General features: G+C 36.9%; 20 protein-coding genes. All 20 read right to left on the bottom strand.

Annotated features, from left to right (window positions below; translation table 11 throughout):
- Positions 1-3: 3 nt before the first annotated feature.
- Entirely contained in the window at positions 4-459 is a 456-nt protein-coding gene (locus ACQKNZ_RS06655) for a chemotaxis protein CheW (protein ID WP_144538073.1), read from the bottom strand.
- 12 nt (positions 460-471) lie between these two features.
- On the bottom strand, positions 472-2,514 hold the full coding sequence (locus tag ACQKNZ_RS06650; RefSeq protein ID WP_151110521.1) for a chemotaxis protein CheA: 2,043 nt from the start codon (positions 2,512-2,514) through the stop codon (positions 472-474).
- Between the two features lie 15 nt (positions 2,515-2,529).
- Positions 2,530-3,600, bottom strand: coding sequence for a protein-glutamate methylesterase/protein-glutamine glutaminase (locus ACQKNZ_RS06645; protein ID WP_151110523.1), 1,071 nt, complete (start codon positions 3,598-3,600; stop codon positions 2,530-2,532).
- Positions 3,601-3,609: 9 nt separating this feature from the next.
- Positions 3,610-4,473: a MinD/ParA family protein gene (locus tag ACQKNZ_RS06640; RefSeq protein ID WP_154311110.1), complete on the bottom strand. Its 864-nt coding sequence runs from the start codon at positions 4,471-4,473 to the stop codon at positions 3,610-3,612.
- On the bottom strand, positions 4,457-5,569 hold the full coding sequence (gene flhF / locus ACQKNZ_RS06635) for a flagellar biosynthesis protein FlhF (RefSeq protein ID WP_154311111.1): 1,113 nt from the start codon (positions 5,567-5,569) through the stop codon (positions 4,457-4,459). Before flhF ends, ACQKNZ_RS06640 begins: the two co-directional genes overlap by 17 nt.
- A complete protein-coding gene (flhA, locus tag ACQKNZ_RS06630; protein WP_144538068.1) occupies positions 5,566-7,599 on the bottom strand; it encodes a flagellar biosynthesis protein FlhA in 2,034 nt (677 codons plus the stop codon). The genes flhF and flhA overlap by 4 nt, the downstream gene beginning before the upstream one ends.
- Positions 7,600-7,617: 18 nt before the next feature.
- Positions 7,618-8,703 (bottom strand): flagellar biosynthesis protein FlhB, encoded by a 1,086-nt coding sequence (flhB, locus tag ACQKNZ_RS06625; protein ID WP_144538067.1) that lies wholly within the window; start codon positions 8,701-8,703, stop codon positions 7,618-7,620.
- A 1-nt stretch (position 8,704) separates the two neighbouring features.
- Positions 8,705-9,481, bottom strand: coding sequence for a flagellar biosynthetic protein FliR (gene fliR / locus ACQKNZ_RS06620; RefSeq protein WP_154312325.1), 777 nt, complete (start codon positions 9,479-9,481; stop codon positions 8,705-8,707).
- Between the two features lie 4 nt (positions 9,482-9,485).
- Positions 9,486-9,755 (bottom strand): flagellar biosynthesis protein FliQ, encoded by a 270-nt coding sequence (fliQ, locus tag ACQKNZ_RS06615; protein ID WP_144538065.1) that lies wholly within the window; start codon positions 9,753-9,755, stop codon positions 9,486-9,488.
- Positions 9,756-9,767: 12 nt separating this feature from the next.
- Positions 9,768-10,433, bottom strand: coding sequence for a flagellar type III secretion system pore protein FliP (gene fliP, locus ACQKNZ_RS06610; RefSeq protein WP_144538064.1), 666 nt, complete (start codon positions 10,431-10,433; stop codon positions 9,768-9,770).
- The gene (locus ACQKNZ_RS06605; protein ID WP_191963874.1) at positions 10,426-11,130 is read right to left on the bottom strand and encodes a flagellar biosynthetic protein FliO; all 705 of its coding nucleotides are present in this window, start codon (positions 11,128-11,130) and stop codon (positions 10,426-10,428) included. The genes fliP and ACQKNZ_RS06605 overlap by 8 nt, the downstream gene beginning before the upstream one ends.
- 6 nt (positions 11,131-11,136) lie before the next feature.
- A complete protein-coding gene (locus ACQKNZ_RS06600; protein ID WP_144538062.1) occupies positions 11,137-11,499 on the bottom strand; it encodes a response regulator in 363 nt (120 codons plus the stop codon).
- 19 nt (positions 11,500-11,518) lie between these two features.
- Positions 11,519-12,685, bottom strand: coding sequence for a flagellar motor switch phosphatase FliY (fliY, locus tag ACQKNZ_RS06595; RefSeq protein WP_151113725.1), 1,167 nt, complete (start codon positions 12,683-12,685; stop codon positions 11,519-11,521).
- Positions 12,678-13,676 carry a flagellar motor switch protein FliM gene (gene fliM / locus ACQKNZ_RS06590; RefSeq protein ID WP_427658664.1) on the bottom strand — a complete coding sequence of 333 codons (999 nt, stop codon included), beginning with the start codon at positions 13,674-13,676 and terminating at the stop codon, positions 12,678-12,680. Before fliM ends, fliY begins: the two co-directional genes overlap by 8 nt.
- Before the next feature lie 28 nt (positions 13,677-13,704).
- Positions 13,705-14,136 carry a flagellar basal body-associated protein FliL gene (gene fliL / locus ACQKNZ_RS06585; RefSeq protein WP_154311114.1) on the bottom strand — a complete coding sequence of 144 codons (432 nt, stop codon included), beginning with the start codon at positions 14,134-14,136 and terminating at the stop codon, positions 13,705-13,707.
- Complete coding sequence (locus tag ACQKNZ_RS06580; protein WP_154311115.1) at positions 14,126-14,347, bottom strand: flagellar FlbD family protein; 222 nt, start codon at positions 14,345-14,347, stop codon at positions 14,126-14,128. The genes fliL and ACQKNZ_RS06580 overlap by 11 nt, the downstream gene beginning before the upstream one ends.
- Positions 14,348-14,408: 61 nt before the next feature.
- The gene (gene flgG, locus ACQKNZ_RS06575) at positions 14,409-15,335 is read right to left on the bottom strand and encodes a flagellar basal body rod protein FlgG (RefSeq protein ID WP_154311116.1); all 927 of its coding nucleotides are present in this window, start codon (positions 15,333-15,335) and stop codon (positions 14,409-14,411) included.
- Between the two features lie 74 nt (positions 15,336-15,409).
- Positions 15,410-15,790 (bottom strand): TIGR02530 family flagellar biosynthesis protein, encoded by a 381-nt coding sequence (locus ACQKNZ_RS06570; RefSeq protein WP_154311117.1) that lies wholly within the window; start codon positions 15,788-15,790, stop codon positions 15,410-15,412.
- Positions 15,791-15,811: 21 nt separating this feature from the next.
- Positions 15,812-16,450 carry a flagellar hook assembly protein FlgD gene (flgD, locus tag ACQKNZ_RS06565; protein WP_154311118.1) on the bottom strand — a complete coding sequence of 213 codons (639 nt, stop codon included), beginning with the start codon at positions 16,448-16,450 and terminating at the stop codon, positions 15,812-15,814.
- Positions 16,451-16,452: 2 nt separating this feature from the next.
- Positions 16,453-17,679 carry a flagellar hook-length control protein FliK gene (locus ACQKNZ_RS06560; RefSeq protein ID WP_154311119.1) on the bottom strand — a complete coding sequence of 409 codons (1,227 nt, stop codon included), beginning with the start codon at positions 17,677-17,679 and terminating at the stop codon, positions 16,453-16,455.
- Positions 17,680-17,707: the final 28 nt, after the last annotated feature.

Here is a 17,707-nt window from a genome sequence, read left to right as displayed (position 1 = left end):
ATACTAAGCTCCAGCCTTAATAGGATTTAATACTAAGTCAAGATGTAGTAAAATCAACAAACGTTTATCAATTTTAGTAACTCCTGCAATAAAATCTTGTTCTAATCCTCCTACTACTTCTGGCTGAGGCTCTATGGAGTCCATCGGTATATCTAATACATCATTTGCAGAGTCCACGATTACTCCAACATTCATATCCTCTAAAGAGATAATAATAATTCGAGAAGATTCATCTAACGTGCTCTCTCCTAGATTGAATCTGCTCTTTAAGTCAATAATAGGTGTAACTACACCACGAAGATTAATAACTCCTTTTACAAATGAAGGAGTTTTTGGAACTCTAGTTATATGGATTAGTTTTTCAATTCCTTGGACTTGACTAACAGGAATAACATATTCTTTGTCAGCTAACTGAAAAACAACTACTTTTAAGTTTTGTAAATCTAAAGCTTCTGCCATTGTTTCTCCTCCTTACATAATTAACGCGTTACAATCTACTATAAGAGCCACTTTTCCATTTCCTAAAATAGTTGCACCTGAAATAGCAAATACACTAGACAAATAGGTTCCTAGAGATTTTAGAACAATTTCTTGTTGACCAATGAATGAGTCTACAACAAGACCAGCCATTTTATCCCCTTTGCGAACTAAAACAACTGAATGGAATTCTTCTTCCTTGTGTGCTCTAGGTACTTCAAACACCTCTTCTAAAAAGACAAGTGGAACGACCTTACCACGGAAATCAATTACTTTTTGATTGTGTGCGTTCAAAATGTCAGAAGATCGGATGATAGCAGTTTCAATGATAGAAGAAAGAGGAACAGCATAAATCTCTTCACCTAGCTCTACTAACATAACTGATATAATAGACAATGTTAAAGGTAATTGAATAGAGAATAAGGAGCCTTTCCCTTCTGTTGACGAAATCTCAATTGAACCGCCTAAAGATTCAATGGTTGTTTTCACTACGTCTAATCCTACACCACGACCAGATACATCGGATATGACTTCCGCAGTTGAAAAACCAGAAGATAAAATTAGCTCTGCTACCTGTTTATCCGACAATAAAGCAGCAGCTTCTGGCGTAACAATATTTTTAGCTATAGCTTTTTTCAATACTTTTTCTCGACTTATACCTGCTCCATCATCCTCGATTTCTATAAACACATGGTTTCCGCTGTGATAAGCTCGAAGAACTACGGTACCTTCCTCAGGCTTTCCATTTGCCTTACGAATCTCAGGACTCTCAATACCATGATCTAACGAGTTTCTAATGAGATGAACAAGGGGATCCCCGATTTCATCAATAACTGTACGATCTAGTTCCGTTTCTGCTCCAATGACTTGGAGATTGATTTTTTTGTTTAAATCTCTAGCTAATTGTCTAACCATTTTAGGGAATCGGTTAAAGACCGTATCTACAGGTACCATACGCATGTTAAGAATGATGTTTTGCAAGTCTCCTGTAATTCTAGCCATTCGTTCTACAGTCTCTTCTAATTCACTATCATGCAGGTTTTCTGAGATAGATTGAAGTCTACCTCTATCGATTACTAGCTCTTCAAACAGGTTCATCAAAATATCTAATCTCTCGATATTTACTCTGATTGTTTTGTTACCATGGGTTTGCCCATTTTTAGGTGATGATTGCTTTTCTTCCGCTTTTTTCACTTCTGAAGAAGGTTTTTCCTCAATCTTTATCTCTTCTTTTTTACTCTCTTGCTTCTCAAACTCTTCGTTTTGACGAGTTTTTAGCTGCTCTATACTAACCGGATTTACTATTACCTCTGTAACTTCCGATACTTTCATCAGTTTCTTTTGAACATCTTCTTGCTCTTCAGTCGTAACAATTGCAATGTAGAACTGTTCATCAAAGTCTTCATCCTCTAATCTTTCAACTGTAGGTGAGGATTTGATAACATCACCCATTTTTTCTAAGAGCTCAAACACCATATAAACACGTGCAGCTTTTAACAAGCAATCCTCGCGTAGCTTTACCGAGATTTCATATGTAAAATAGTTTTGCTCCGCCGATTGTTGAAGAACAGTCATTTCATAGTCGTCATAGGATAAAAAATTCTGGTGTTTTTCATTGTTATCTACTTTACTCATAACAGTAGCTGCAACTTCCATTTCACCTTTTTCGATTAAATGAAGTTTTCGAACGGTTTCTTCAACGTCTAGCTTGCCATCTCCACCATCCGCAATATTAAAAACCATTTCTTCCAGTTGATCGACTGCAACAAAAACTACATCAAGTAATTCCGGTGTAACATCTAAACGACTGTTTCTAATTTCATCGAGAACATTCTCCATTTTATGCGTTAAATTGGCAATATCCTCGTATCCCATCGTTGCAGACATACCTTTTAATGTGTGGGCAGAACGAAATACCTCATTTACGATTGAAAGATTTTGAGGATTTTTCTCTAGCTCAAGCAAATGATCATTACAAGCTTGTAAATGCTCCTTACTTTCTTCAATGAACATCTCTAAATATTGATTTGTATCCATGAACTTAACACCCCTTTAAGGCAAGTATTGTATTATTGTGTTTGCAATTTTATCTAAATCAACTACATCATTTACTAATTTTGTTTCCACCGCTGCCTTAGGCATTCCATATACAATGCACGTACTTGCGGATTCAGCTATAGCAACTACATTTCCCATCTTCTTTAATTGCTTGAGGCCATTGGAGCCATCTGACCCCATTCCTGTCATAATGACTGTAATTTTATCAAAATCATTATACATACTATTATCTTCTAAGAGTACGTCTACAGATGGTCTATGCCCTCCTCTAGGTGGTTCAATGTCGTCTAGTTTAATCGTATAAACACTTCCTGTTTTTTGAACTCTCATATGAAAGCCACCTGGAGCAATATAAGCATGGCCATCTCGAATGATATCCCCTTGCTCGGCCTCTTTCACCTCAATTTCGGATAGTTGATTTAGTCTATCCGCTAGTGATTTAGTAAATCCTGCAGGCATATGTTGAACGATGAGAACAGGTGCCTTCATATCTTTTGGTAAGTTAGGTAGAACTTCTTGTAATGCTCTCGGACCTCCCGTGGAAGTACCAATCAAAACCATCTTTTTTTTGTTTTTGTTCCATGAATGCTTAATTGGTTGTATTTCTCTTACCTCTTGCTTGTTTGAAGGTATTAATGCACGTGTTTTTATTTTCGTAATAGGAATGGTTGCTGCATGCTCTACCTTTTCAACCAATTCATCTTTAATCTTATGTAAGTCTAGTGAAATGGTACCGCTTGGTTTAGCTACAAAATCTACTGCTCCATATTCTATAGCAAGCAATGTACTTTCTGTTCCCCGTTGGGTATTGCTAGACAGCATGATAACTGCAACAGGACTTTCAGACATGATTTGCTTTAAAGCCTCTAGTCCATTCATTTCTGGCATCTCAACGTCCATAGTAACTACATCTGGTCGAAGTGATTTAATCTTTCGAATGGCATCGGCACCATTGCGCGCGATACCGACTACCTCGATTAGGGTACTTTCCTTAAAAAAATCTCCTATCAATTTGCGCATGAAGGCTGAATCATCTACTATAAGTAATTTTTTTTTAGAAATCATGCCAAATCTTTAAGGCCTCCCTTTAAAGATACTCTTTAATCTATCGATAAATTTACTAGGTTTTGAGGGTATCTCCTCTATTTGTACTTCTGTAAATTTGTTTACTATCTTGTAAAGCTTTTTACTAATTTCTGCCTGTGGATATAACACAGAAAATGGTTCTTGTTGTTGGACAGCTTTGCGAACATATGGATCTTCTGGCAAGGAACCAAGGACTAATACTTCCTTAGAGAGAAATTTAGACATTGCCAATTTAAGTCTAGCTGTAGTGTCTTTTCCCTCCTCCTCTGAAAACGCTCGATTACACAAAAGAAAAAAGTTCTTTTCAGGATCCTTATAATGTATATATTTCATCATAGAATAAGCATCTGTAATCGAAGTAGGCTCAGCAGTTGAAATAACGATAATATCATCCACTGCAACAATTAAATCTAATGCCTGTGAAGTTGCTCCGGCTCCCATATCAAACACGATAAAATCGAAGGATTTTTGAAGATATTCAAAGGCTTCAATCAGTCGTTGAAACATAGTATCGGTCCATTCCATAACACCATTTAATCCAGATCCTCCTGAGATATATTGAAGTCCGTATGGCCCTTCATACATGACACTCTCCAATAATTTTTCTCCAAGTAAATAATCCTTTAAATTAGTAGGAACAGTTTTACCTAGTAAAATATGGATGTTACCCATACCGATATCCATATCTATTAATACTACTTTTTTTCCTTGAGCACTAAGCATTGTTGTAAAGTTGGTTGAAAAATTACTTTTACCTACTCCCCCTTTACCGCTGACAACAGCTATAGAGCGACCTAATTTACTGTGGCTTCGAAGCATCTTCATTCTTAATTCCTCAGCTTGATCTCTCATAGTGAATCCCCTTTAATAATAAATCAAGTAATTCTTCTAGACTAGCTTCAACGATATCTTCAGGTACTTCTTGACCATCTGTGTAGTACGCAAGGCCCTTGTTATATTTAACCATTAAATTAATAATGGAGCCAATAGAATTTGTTTCATCTATTTTAGTAAAAATTAATTTTTCAATAGGAAAATCTACAAATTGTTCTATAATTACACTCATGTCTGTTTCTTTTGAGGTTGAAGAGAGAACAAGATACGTTTCTGTATTACTCTTAAAATCTATCAGTTTTTGTAAATCCTCAACGAATTTCATTTCCTTGTAATTCCGACCAGCGGTGTCTATAAATACAAGATCCAATGATTCAAACTTCTCAACAGCTTGCTGAAAATCTTTAGGACTGTAAACTATTTCAATGGGTGCCTGAAGAAGACCGGCGTAAGTCTTCAACTGCTCAATAGCAGCAATCCGATAAGTATCAGTTGTGATGAATCCAACCTTTTTCTTTTTCTCTAAAACAGCACGAGCAGCCATTTTTGCTATAGTCGTTGTTTTACCAACCCCAGTTGGGCCTAACACATTGATGAATTTTCTTTCATAGGATATACCTCCGAAAGGGAGATCCTTAAGCAAGTTATAAATATAGTCTTTTGTAAGCTCAATCTGTTCCTCTATATTTATAGAATCTCTATTTATTTCATGCACAAAAAGCTCATCACTCATGCTAGTGATAAGCTCCTCTGCCAATTCCTGCTGCTTAAGATGATTTATAAGTATTTGAAATTCTTCCGGGTATTGCTGCTCTAGCTGCGGACGTTGGATAGATTTCACCATTTTCTTTAAGTCTTCTAGTTCTTTTTTTATCTCTGACGCATGGTTAACGTCGGGCTCTTGCTTAAAGACGGGATAATCAGGTGTATGAACGGGAGGTTCAACTGTGTCTATGCCAGCTAATACTTCAATAGACTTCTTTTTGAACATTCCAATGAAACCCTTTGAATATACTACTTTAGAGCTTAAGATTACCGCTTCCTCACCCAATTCATTTCGAATAGCCTTCATCGCTTCTGGCATTGTAGCTGCTACATATTTTTTCATCTTCACTCCACATTCACCACCCCGACGCTTTGTACCTCAATTGATGATTCTAACTCGTTATAGGAAAGAATCGGTATTTGAGGGAAATATCTCTCTGTCATTTGTCTTAAATACATTCTTACTGCTGGAGAGCATAGTATAATTGGTGACTGCTCCATCAGTGAAGCACGTTCAATTTCTCTAGCCATAGATTCTAAAATAGCCTGTGAGTCATTCGGATCGATGGAAAGGTAATTCCCATGCTCCGTTTGTTGAATACTATCAGCGACAATTTTTTCAACTCTGCCAGATACTGTTAAAACTTTTAGCACATTACTATTACCAGCATATTGAGAAGTTATTTGCTTCGCTAATGCTTGTCTCGTATACTCAGTTAATATATCGACATCAGATGTCATTTTTGAATAATCAGCTAGTGTTTCAAAAATAATAGGTAAGTTTCTTATCGATACATGCTCTCTTAGCAGGTTGCCTAAAACCTTTTGAATCTCTCCTATAGTCATCGGAGTTGGAGTTAATTCATCCACTAATATAGGTGAAGTCTCGCGAATATGATCGATTAATTGCTTAGTTTCCTGTCTACCTAATAATTCATGTGCATGATTTCGAATAATTTCCGTCATATGCGTTGAGACTACGCTTGGTGGGTCAACCACTGTATAGCCCATTATCTCTGCTTCCTCTTTTACAGCCTCTGTTATCCATTTAGCTGGAAGACCGAAAGATGGTTCTACTGTGTCTATTCCATCGATTGTATCGTCATCACCAGGGCTCATCGCCAAATAATGATCGAGCAATAGCTCTCCTCTAGCCATCTCGTTCCCTTTAATCTTTATACGGTACTCATTTGGCTGAAGCTGGATATTGTCTCGAATCCGTACAACCGGTATAACTATTCCAAGCTCTAATGCAAGCTGTCTTCTTATCATAACTACTCGATCAAGTAAATCTCCGCCCTGTGCAGTATCCACAAGTGGTATCAATCCATAGCCGAACTCAAATTCTATTGGATCTACGTTTAATAGATTAATAACATTCTCTGGACTTTTCATATTATCTGTGGCTGCTTCCTCTTGAAATTCCTCTAGCTCTTCTGGGTCTTCTTTTTCTGCCTTACTCATCATATAAGCGCCAATGACAAGTATAAGAGAAATAGGTAAAGTTAAAAGAAGTCCAATAGGGGTTACTATCCCTAGAAGTGCAATTGTCCCCGCAGCTACATAAAGAAGCTTAGGCTGATTCAATAGCTGTCCAGTAATATCTCCGCCCAAATTTCCTTTTGACGCAGCTCTTGTAACAACTATACCCGTCGCGGTAGAGATTAAAAGCGCCGGAATTTGTGACACAAGTCCGTCCCCTACAGTCAATGTAGAGAATAATACCGCTGCTTCTCCAAAAGGCAAACCAAACTGAACGACTCCAATGATGACACCAAATAGAAGGTTGATAATTACGATAATAATACCCGCAATAGCATCACCTTTTACGAATTTCGTAGCACCGTCCATTGCCCCGTAAAAATCTGCTTCTCCGCTGACTTTTTCACGTCGTTCTCTTGCTTCTTTTTCAGAAATCATCCCAGCATTAAGATCCGCATCAATACTCATCTGTTTACCAGGCATAGCATCTAATGTAAAGCGCGCTGCAACCTCTGATACACGCTCAGCACCTTTTGTTATTACAATGAATTGAATAATTACTAAAATAGCAAAAACGACTAGACCAACTAACATATTCCCCCCGGTTACAAAAGTACCAAAGGTTTCAACTACCTTCCCTGCATCTCCCTCGGACAAAATCGCACGTGTCGTTGAGACATTAAGTGCAAGCCTAAACAAAGTTACTAGTAATAACAGTGTAGGAAAGACGGAAAATTGTAGCGCCTCCTGCATATTCATTGCGGTCATTAAAATTAATAAAGCTATAGTAATATTAACGATTATTAAAAAACTCAATAACCAATGAGGAAGAGGTATCACGAGCATAGCCACAATAGAAATTACTGCTGCTAATACGGATATATCGCGAACTTGCATATACTTCCACCTCAATCTTTAAATTTTTTGTTTAATGCGATATACATAAGCTAGAACCTCTGCAACAGCCTTAAAAAATTCATCAGGAATTCTTTGACCAATTTCAACTTGATCGTACATTGCTCTAGCAAGTGGCCGGTTTTCAACCATGACTACATTATTTTCTTTAGCAATCAATTTAATCTTCTGAGCAACAAAGTCTGCCCCCTTAGCTATTACTACTGGCGCATCCATAGAGGAATCATCATACTTTAAAGCAATTGCAAAATGGGTAGGGTTCGTAATAACAACATCTGCTGTTGGAATTTCCTGCATCATTCTCCGCATGGCCATTTCTCTTTGACGCTGACGAATTCGGGATTTAATGATAGGATCTCCCTCTGTGTTCTTATGCTCGTCTTTTATATCCTGCTTAGACATCTTCAAATTTTTCTCATAATCAAAGCGTTGATAGAAGAAATCTAAGATCGATATAAACAACAATACAAAGGAAGCTGCTATTCCCATCATTCCTGTAAGCCATCCGATGGTAGATAAGGTATCCCAAGCAGTTTTAAAAGAAAGGGAAAGCACTTGCTCCAGATTCATCCATATAATAAGAGTCGTAACCGATCCAATAAAAGAAATTTTAAGAATGGACTTTAATAGTTCAATTATTGCCTTCATCGAGAAGATTCGTTTTAACCCTTTTATAGGGTCTATTTTTTTTAAGTCAAACTTTAAGGGCTCAGTCGTAAAGAGCAACCCAAACTGAAAAAAATTAGCTGCAATAGCTGCAACCACAGCTACCAGCATGATAGGTAACAAGATAAAAGCCATTTCCATCAGCATATCTTTATAAATTTCTAAGGCTATTTCTATAGTTACTGTATCCATCAGCATATATTTAGTAAAAGTAACATTAAAAAATGTAAATATTTCATTGCGTAAAAACCCCGCAAAGAAAAACATGAAGAGGAATACTGCAAGCAACACAATGGCGCTTGTAACATCCTGGCTCTTTAACACTTGTCCTTTTTTTCTAGAATCCTGCCGTTTTTTAGGAGTAGCTTTTTCTGTTTTTTCTCCTGCGAAATACTGTAGATCCAATCGGAGCATCAACATATTAGCCACCACCTAAAATAATCATTAAATCTCGCATACTTATAATCATGATTTCAAACATTTTCTGCATAACTGCTAGTAAAACTCCCATCATGACTAACAAAACAATAAATGTAACTCCTATTTTAATAGGGAAACCCACTACAAATATATTCAGTTGAGGAACTGTACGAGCAGTTATCCCTAATGCAATATCTACTAAAAACAAAGTTGCTACTATAGGAATAGACATCTGAAAGGCAACTGCAAACACTCCTGCAAATGTCTTCATGATGAACTCCACATAGTTTTCTTGCCCAAATGCTAGCGATGAAGTTTCCATAGGAATAAATTGATAGCTATAAAAAATTCCATCCAATAGCAAATGATGCCCATTTAATGCTAGTAATAGAAGAAGAGCAATAATGTTTAGAAATTGACCGATTAGAGGACTTTGAGCTCCCGTTTGGGGGTCTATAACATTCGCTATCGCAAATCCCATTTGGAAATCGATAAATCCACCAGCAATTTGTATGGCAGAAAGAATTATGTAAGCAAGTAACCCTATAAATAACCCAACCATAACTTCCTTTATAATTAGTAATATGTACTCTCCATTTATTTCAAATGGTGTAACATCCAACGTATAATACATCATCCATGAAAGAACAATTGCAAAGCCTATTCGATGCGTGGCTGGAATAGTACGATGTGAAAATAAAGGTAAAGTAACAAAAAACGCAGAAACTCTTGCAATGATCAATAATAATATAGTTAGGCTTGGTATTATTTCTTCCATTGAACTAACCAATATATCTCACTAAATTTTCAAAAATATCTGCTGCATAGGAGGTTACTTGTGACAGCATCCATGGCCCAAAAAAGACAATAGCCACTAATACTGCAATAATTTTAGGAACAAATGCAAGAGTTTGTTCCTGAATCTGTGTGGTCGCCTGAAAGATAGACACCGCAAGACCAGTTATTAATGCAACCAACAAAAGAGGACCTGATGCAAGAAGAATGACCCAAATGGCTCTTTCTGCAATTGATATTACCATTTCATTACTCAATACAATCAGCTCCTAAAAACTTTGTAAGATGGATTTCATGACTAAATACCATCCATCTACTAACACAAATAGTAAAATCTTAAATGGTAATGAAATCATTACCGGAGGTAACATCATCATCCCCATAGACATCAATACACTAGCGACGATCATGTCAATCACTAGGAAAGGGATAAAAATCATAAAGCCTATTTGAAAGGCTGTCTTAATCTCACTTAAAGCAAAAGCTGGAACCATCACCGTTAATGGAATATCATCAATCGTTTCTGGTCGTTCTGCCTCGGTATATCGTAAGAATAACTCTAAATCCTTTTGCCTTGTATGCTCACTCATAAACTCTTTAAAAGGTCCACTAGCATTCTCATATGCCTCTTCCAAAGTTATCTCTTCGTCAAATAGAGGAGTTAAGGCTGTTTCATTCACTTCCTGGAGCGTTGGCGCCATGATAAAAAACGTAAGGAAAAGTGCCAATCCAACTAATACTTGGTTTGGTGGCATTTGCTGTGTTGCTAGAGCAGTACGAACAAAAGACAAAATTATAATGATTCTTGCAAAAGATGTCATTAATATTAATATACTCGGCGCCAAAGACAAGACCGTAAGTAATAGCATTAATTTGATAGAAGTGGAGACATTTGACGGATCGCTGTCCGAGAAAAATTGGACGAAATCATTCATTGTTTTTGCGCTCCTTTGTCTTCCAATCCTTTAATACTTCACTACGGTCTCTTTTAATATCTTCTAATTTCTTTTGGAACGTTTCATTGAATGAAGGATTTTCATTATTTTTAGTAGAACTAGTCTTGTTTTTAATCACTTTGTTCATTAATTCCATTACATGAGGTAGTGTTGGCCCACTACCAAGCTTGTCTTCATATATCTTAGTTAACTCTTCTATTTCTTGAGGATCAGTGATTTCTTTTAATAAGTTAATATTTTCTCCAATTCCAACTAAATAGAGTGAGTTGCCCACTTGCAATAATTGAATTGATTTTCCCTGCCCCATTCCAACTCCTCCAAGATTATGGATGAGTTGGTTATGCTGGAAGCTTCTATTTCTTTTATTGAGGAAACGTAATAGTCCATAAAGTAAAGCAATCACAAATAACAAAGCGAATATCATTTTGATGTAATCCCAAGCTGTAATAGATACTCCACTTGACTTCGAATCTTGCGAAGTATTTTCTTCAGGTACTACCGCATTATCTTCCTCAATATTTTGTTCTGACTTTTTAGTTGCATCGGATTCGTTATTTACACGTTCCAGATGTTCCTTGATGCTTTCATTTGAATCTACAGAAGCTTCTGCTCCCATTGGAAAAGGTAAAACTAATAAAAACAATGCGATGCAAATACTGAGGTAAAGCTTCCACATCATTAATTACCCTATCGCTTTTGAGATTGCTTCAATTACTCGATCTGCTTGGAATGGTTTAACGATAAAATCCTTTGCTCCTGCTTGAATGGCATCAATAACCATTGCTTGTTGCCCCATTGCTGAACACATAATAATAGTTGCGCTAGGATCTTTTTCTTTAATCTTCTTCAATGCAGCAATACCGTCCATTTCAGGCATAGTGATATCCATTGTCACTAAATCTGGTTTAAGCTCAGCGTATTTTTCAACTGCTTGTGCCCCGTCAGCCGCCTCACCTACTACTTCAAAACCATTTTTAGATAAAATATCCTTAATCATCATGCGCATAAATGCAGCATCGTCCACTATTAAAATTCTTTTCGACATAATATGTCTCCTCCAGTACTTATCGTAAATTATTAATTCGTTCTGCTTGGCTTAGAATATCTGTAATACGAACACCAAAGTTCTCATCAATTACTACTACCTCGCCTTTTGCAATATGACGATTATTGACAAGAATATCTACAGGCTCTCCTGCCAATTTGTCCAGTTCTATGATTGAACCACTAGTAAGTTCCAGAATTTCCTTTACCGTTCTTCTAGTACGTCCTAATTCTACTGTTACTTGAAGCGGTATATCAAGAAGTAAATTTAAATTTCTTGACTCGTTAGGAGTAAGGTTTGATGCTTCAAAGCTTGCAAATTGCGCTTGTTGCACTTCTACCGGACGTGTATTACTTTGTCTAGATTGTTGAGGTTGCTGTGGAGCAACGGGCTGTTGAATCTGTGGTGCCTCATAATAATCTGGTTCCGGTGCAGATACGTGATTGTTATTAACTCTTTCTTCGTATACAGTGGCAGCAGCTTCTGGTTCTGCTTCTTCCTCTCCCAATAATGATTTAACAAGATTCAGACCGAATTCCAGAGGGATTAGCTGCATAATATTGGAGTCTATTAAACTTCCTACACGCAATCTAAATGACACTTTAATTAGTAAGTCATCATTAGGAATTGCTTCTTCGCCTTCACCTTCTAATAAATTTAGAATGTCTATGGATGGTGGGGAGATGTCCACTTTTTTATTGAATACAGTTGACATAGAAGTAGCAGCCGAACCCATCATTTGGTTCATTGCTTCCTGAACTGCACTTAATTGAATTTCACTTAGTTGAGGACTAGGATCTATTCCGTCTCCGCCTAACATTAAATCTGCAATTATTGCTGCATCTGATTGCTTAATGACTAATAGGTTCATACCTATTAATCCAGCAGTATATTGAACTTGTACAGCAACATACGGATGTGGAAACTCCTCTACTAATTTACTTCTATTAATCATGCTTATATTTGGAGTTGTAATATCAACTTTCTGACCCAATAGCGAAGATAATGCAGTCGCTGAGCTTCCAAAGGATATATTACCAATTTCTCCTAAAGTATCGATTGCAAAAGAGTCTAAATAATCTTCTACATTTGTTGTATTTGTGTCTGTTTCATTTCCACTTATATTGTCAACCGTTCCTCGTAGGAGGGCTTCAATTTCTTCTTGGGAGAGCATATCATCACTCATCATCATCCTCTCCTCCTTTCAAAGTTTCAATAATTTGTACTGCCATATGTTTCTTTAGTTTTCCTGGTTGTGCTTTAAATTTTGGTATGTCTCCTACTTTTATTGTAAGGGCATCCTCAATTTTAGCGTTTAGTTGTACAACATCCCCATGCTGTAAATATAATAAATCTTCAATCGATATATCAGTGGAACCAAGCTCAGCTACGACTGGTATTTCAGCAGATTTAACTCGTTTTTTCAGTACAGCCAATTGCTCTGGGGATACCTCTTTCTTATTAGTCTGCATCCAGTAACGAACAGAAAGATTTGGCACAATCGGCTCTAATACTACATGAGGGATACAAATATTTATCATTCCGCTAGTTTCACCAATAACAGTATTAAAGGATATCACAACCACTGTTTCATTTGGCGAAATCATTTGAAGAAATTGAGGATTTACCTCTAACTCCGTCAATATAGGATCGATATCTGCTATATTAACCCAGGCTTCTCTCAGGTTATCAAAGGAACGTTCGAATAAATTAGTCATTATTTTCGTTTCAATCTCTGTTAAATTATCTACCTTTGTATGCGCCTGCCCTTTCCCACCCATCAACAAATCTAGCATAGAATAGGCGATGTTTGGGTTAATCTCCATTAGTATATTTCCTTCTAATGGTGGTACCTCAAAAACATTTATAAGAGTCATATGTGGTACAGAACGTATAAACTCTTCAAAAGGGATTTGGTCAACCGATACTACAGATATTTGGACATATGTTCTTAACTGGGCAGAAAAAAATGTGGTTAAAAGACGAGCAAAATTTTCATGTATACGAGTAAGACTGCGTATTTGATCTTTCGAGAAACGCAAAGCTCTTTTAAAATCGTAGGAACGAATTTTTTTTGATTCTTGTTCGCTCTTCATTTCATCTGCTGTCATTTCACCGGTTGAAAGGGCACTTAACAATGCATCTATTTCTGATTGAGATAATATATCTCCTGCCAATCTGCCCACCTCCATTCAAAAAAGTACTTTACTGAATAATATAAGAAGTAATATATACTTGCTGTACTTCCCCATCATCCATTAATTCATTTATTTTAGTTTTTAAAGAAGATTCCAATATTATCTTTCCTTGCTTACCTTCTAAATCCTCTGGCGTCATTTCTGAAAGCTCAGTGATTAGAATATTTTTCACTTGAAAATCACGTTTTGTAAGCTCCTCAGCTGCCTCAGTACTATCCGTTTGTACCTTCATAGAAATTCGGATAAATTTGTCGCCAGCTAAATTGGTTGTGATTTCCTGAATGTCTACAGAGGATTCGACAATTTCATCTATTGTAGGCTCTTTGCTTTCATCCCCGTTATTCAATTGTAAAAATACAATAAGTGCAACTACACCTACTAAAGTAAGTGAAACTAAAATTATTAACATAATAGTCAATACCTTGCTGTTACTCTTCATCCTGTTCACCTCTTAAATAAGGATTCGATAAAATATGTACTTCCTTGTAAAACTGAGCGATTTTATAATACACATCTTCTCGAGATTCTAACGCCACATATTTATGACCATTCGTTAGCGTTATCGTAGTATCCGGAAAAGATTCAACCGTCTCTATGTATAATGCATTTAACGAAAACTCTTTACCGTTTAAACGAGTCAAACTAATCATTTATTAAGGGCCGGACCGTTCAAGGAACGGCCCAACCCTCCCTTACATTGAAACTATCAGATTATCGTTTTAAGTTAACTAATTCTTCTAGAATTTGGTCTGAAGTTGTTATAATACGAGTATTTGCTTGGAATCCGCGTTGTGCCACAATCATATCTGTGAACTCTTCAGATAAGTCAACGTTAGACATTTCTAGGAAGCCTGATTGGATTGAGCCTACACCATTTTTTGTGGCAAAGCTGAACAAAGGATCCCCAGAGTTACTTGATGGTGTATAATAGTTGCTGCCCGATTTCTCTAAACCACCCGCGTTTGGAAATTTAGCAGTAATAAGTTTTCCTGCATACTGAAGTTCATTGAATGCATCAACAAAAGTTACAGTACCATCTTGAGATATTGACATACTTTTAGCGTTTGTAGGAATTCGGATGGGTCCTACTGTCCCTGTAGGTGTTCCATCTGGGTCGATGGAATAGTTAGGGTCTGTCCCTGGACCTGCTGGAGTTCCAGTTGTATCAATATCCTCCATATTTTCACTAAAACCATAAACATACTTTCCTTCTCCATTTACTAAGTAACCATTTGCATCCATGTAAAAATTCCCAGCTCGAGTGTACTGAAAATTCTGCAATCCTGCTGCAGCTCCTCCAGGAACAGGCGTGGCATTTGTCTCTCCTACAATAAAGAACCCGTCTCCAGACAATCCAAGATCTAGTGTATTACCTGTTGATTGAAGGGATCCCCCAGTATGAATAGTATCAATTGATGCTAATTGAGATCCTAAACCTACTTGCTTTGGATTTACTCCTCCTCTATTTTCTGAAGCACCAGAGGCACCGGAAGTTGTTTGAGAGATTAAATCTTTAAAAACAGTACGACCTTTTTTAAATCCGTAAGTATTTACGTTTGAGATATTGTTACCTATAACGTCTAATTTTGTTTGAAAGTTTTTTAGTCCTGAGATACCTGAGTACATTGAACGAATCATTGATTAATTTCTCCCTTCGATTTGTGTGCTAGCTTCAATCAGTCCACTGCACATAGCATCCTATAAAGGTCCTGCTATCCTAGCACGATTGTGCCGTCAATATTGGTAAACAATTGGTTTTTCGCTTCCGTGCGATCCATAGCAGTAATAACCGTTGCATTTTTTGCACTTACGATTAGAGCTGCTTGATCCATCAATACTAATGAGTCATTGACACCTTTTGAGCGCGCTTCTGATACTTTATCACTTACAAGCTGCCACTGCGCATCTGATATATGAATATCTCTTTCTATTAATCGCTGATTAGCATGTTTGCTTACCTTTAGTTCCGTTTTAACCGTGGCTTCATGTAAATGCTGTAAAAACGCTTGCTTTGACGATGTGACTTGTTTAGAAGTGATTGGTTGACGGATACTTGGCTGCAGCGTGACGCGGTTAATAGTAACTTGGTCCATTGCATGTCTCCGTTCTATTTATTATTGAATAGAATTAATTTTGTCTGATGTTATTGTTGTTCCTCCAACAAGATTAAACACGATTACTCCGTCTTTTTTTGATACTGACTCAACAACACCTGTCGCTTCCTCAGCTTCAGTAGTGTAGCCAACAGTTTTTCCTATCATCATACTTGCCTCTACTAAACTATTAGAGTTTGCATTGCTTGATAGTACTTCAGATATATTACCCGGTGTAATTTTCTTTCCATCCGAAAGCGTGAACTCTACACTTCCATTGACAAATTTAACTCCCGAGATTGAACCGATACCTTCATTGGTAATTGGCTTACCTGCTTCATCTAGCTTGTCTGTCAGTTCATGCCATTTCACTTGTTTTCCAACAAAGTTACTATATTCAATCATTTGAGTTTGCTCTTGTGCCTCTGCAAACTTCTCAAATGCAGCTGTTAGGTTTGTCATTTGCTCTAAAGATGAAAATTGAGCCATTTGGGCAATGAATTCATTGTCTTTCATCGGATTTGTCGGATCTTGATTTTGAAGCTGTGCCATTAATATCTTTAAGAATTCATCCTTACCAAGGGTACTATTACCCGTAGTTTTAGTAGTCTTCTTAGACGATAAATACATATTACTCGTAATTGGTGATAAGTCGGCCATAGTTATACCTCTATTTCATTTAAAAATTCTTGGAAAGTAGTTTGAGTATCCTGATTTTCTGTATTAGAATCTTGTTGCTCCTGCTCTTGTTGCTGCTTAAAGGACGAATCTTGGAAGCCTTGATTTCTCTCCTGCTTAGCAGTGTCCTGCAATGCTTGAGTAATCTCTAGTTTTTCAACCTGTATGTTCTGATTTGCCAATCCTTGTCTTAATTGACCAGAATGTGTATCTAACATTTCTTTCCCTAAAGCAGTTGAGGCTAACATTTTTGCAGTAAGGATTCCATCCTTTTGTATCAACTCGATACGAATCGTCCCAAGCTGTTCTGGATATAGTTTAATAACTAACCTATTAGCTCCACCAGCTTGTCCAAATTGTACTCGGCTCATGACCTTTTGAAGCTCTTTCAAAAACTCCTCTGACTGAGCAGGTTTTTCAGTAGGAAGAGTCATTGTTACTGTTTCTACCTTTGTTTGTACAGTGGCCGTTTGACCTTGAACCAAAGAACTTATCTCTTTACTTTCCGTCACTACTTCTGTATTCGCTCCTTTTACAACAGTTTGATTCATCATCATTTGCTGTAAAAAGGCTTTAGGAATAGGAATTGTACTCTTTCCTTGATTAAGAGAGACATTCATTAAGTTTTCCTTTAATGTTTCTAACGTTTGCTTTAAATCAAACAGCGTAGATTCTTGTTTAAAAGTTAAATCACTTTTGTTACCGATAAGTTGAGCAATTTTTAAAAGCTCCACCGCTTGTTTTGCTTCAACAGGGCTTATTACTATTTGCATCGACTCAACTGGGTTTGCCATCGCTTGTCCATTCAAGGATAAAAGGATAGATTCAACAAGCTTATTAGGTTGTTCCGAAACGACAGCGAGAATATCCCATATGTCCTGTTTTTGATCTTCCAGCTCGGACAAATCATCAGTTTCGCCTAGAAGCTTATTTAACAATTGTTTTAGTGAACTAGAATCTACCGTTAAATCATTAGCTTGTAGCAACTCCTGTGCTTCTTCAATAGATTGAACATCTAAAAGGGAAAGTAAATCCTGAATAAAATTTAGCTCTTTATCTGCCCCATTCGATACATCTGAAGGTTGCATAGATTGACTAGAAAGAATTTGTCCAAATACATTACCAAAAGCCTGTCCGTTACCTGCTTGTAACTGTGGTTTGGATTGTACTGCTACTGAATTTCCCATATTAACCATTGCCGCTATGTTCATTTTTTCACCTCCCTTCAAATACAAGAAG

This window comes from Psychrobacillus sp. NPDC093200, from assembly GCF_050280345.1.
Taxonomy (GTDB): domain Bacteria; phylum Bacillota; class Bacilli; order Bacillales_A; family Planococcaceae; genus Psychrobacillus; species Psychrobacillus faecigallinarum.
This window is presented reverse-complemented; position numbering and strand designations above follow the sequence as displayed.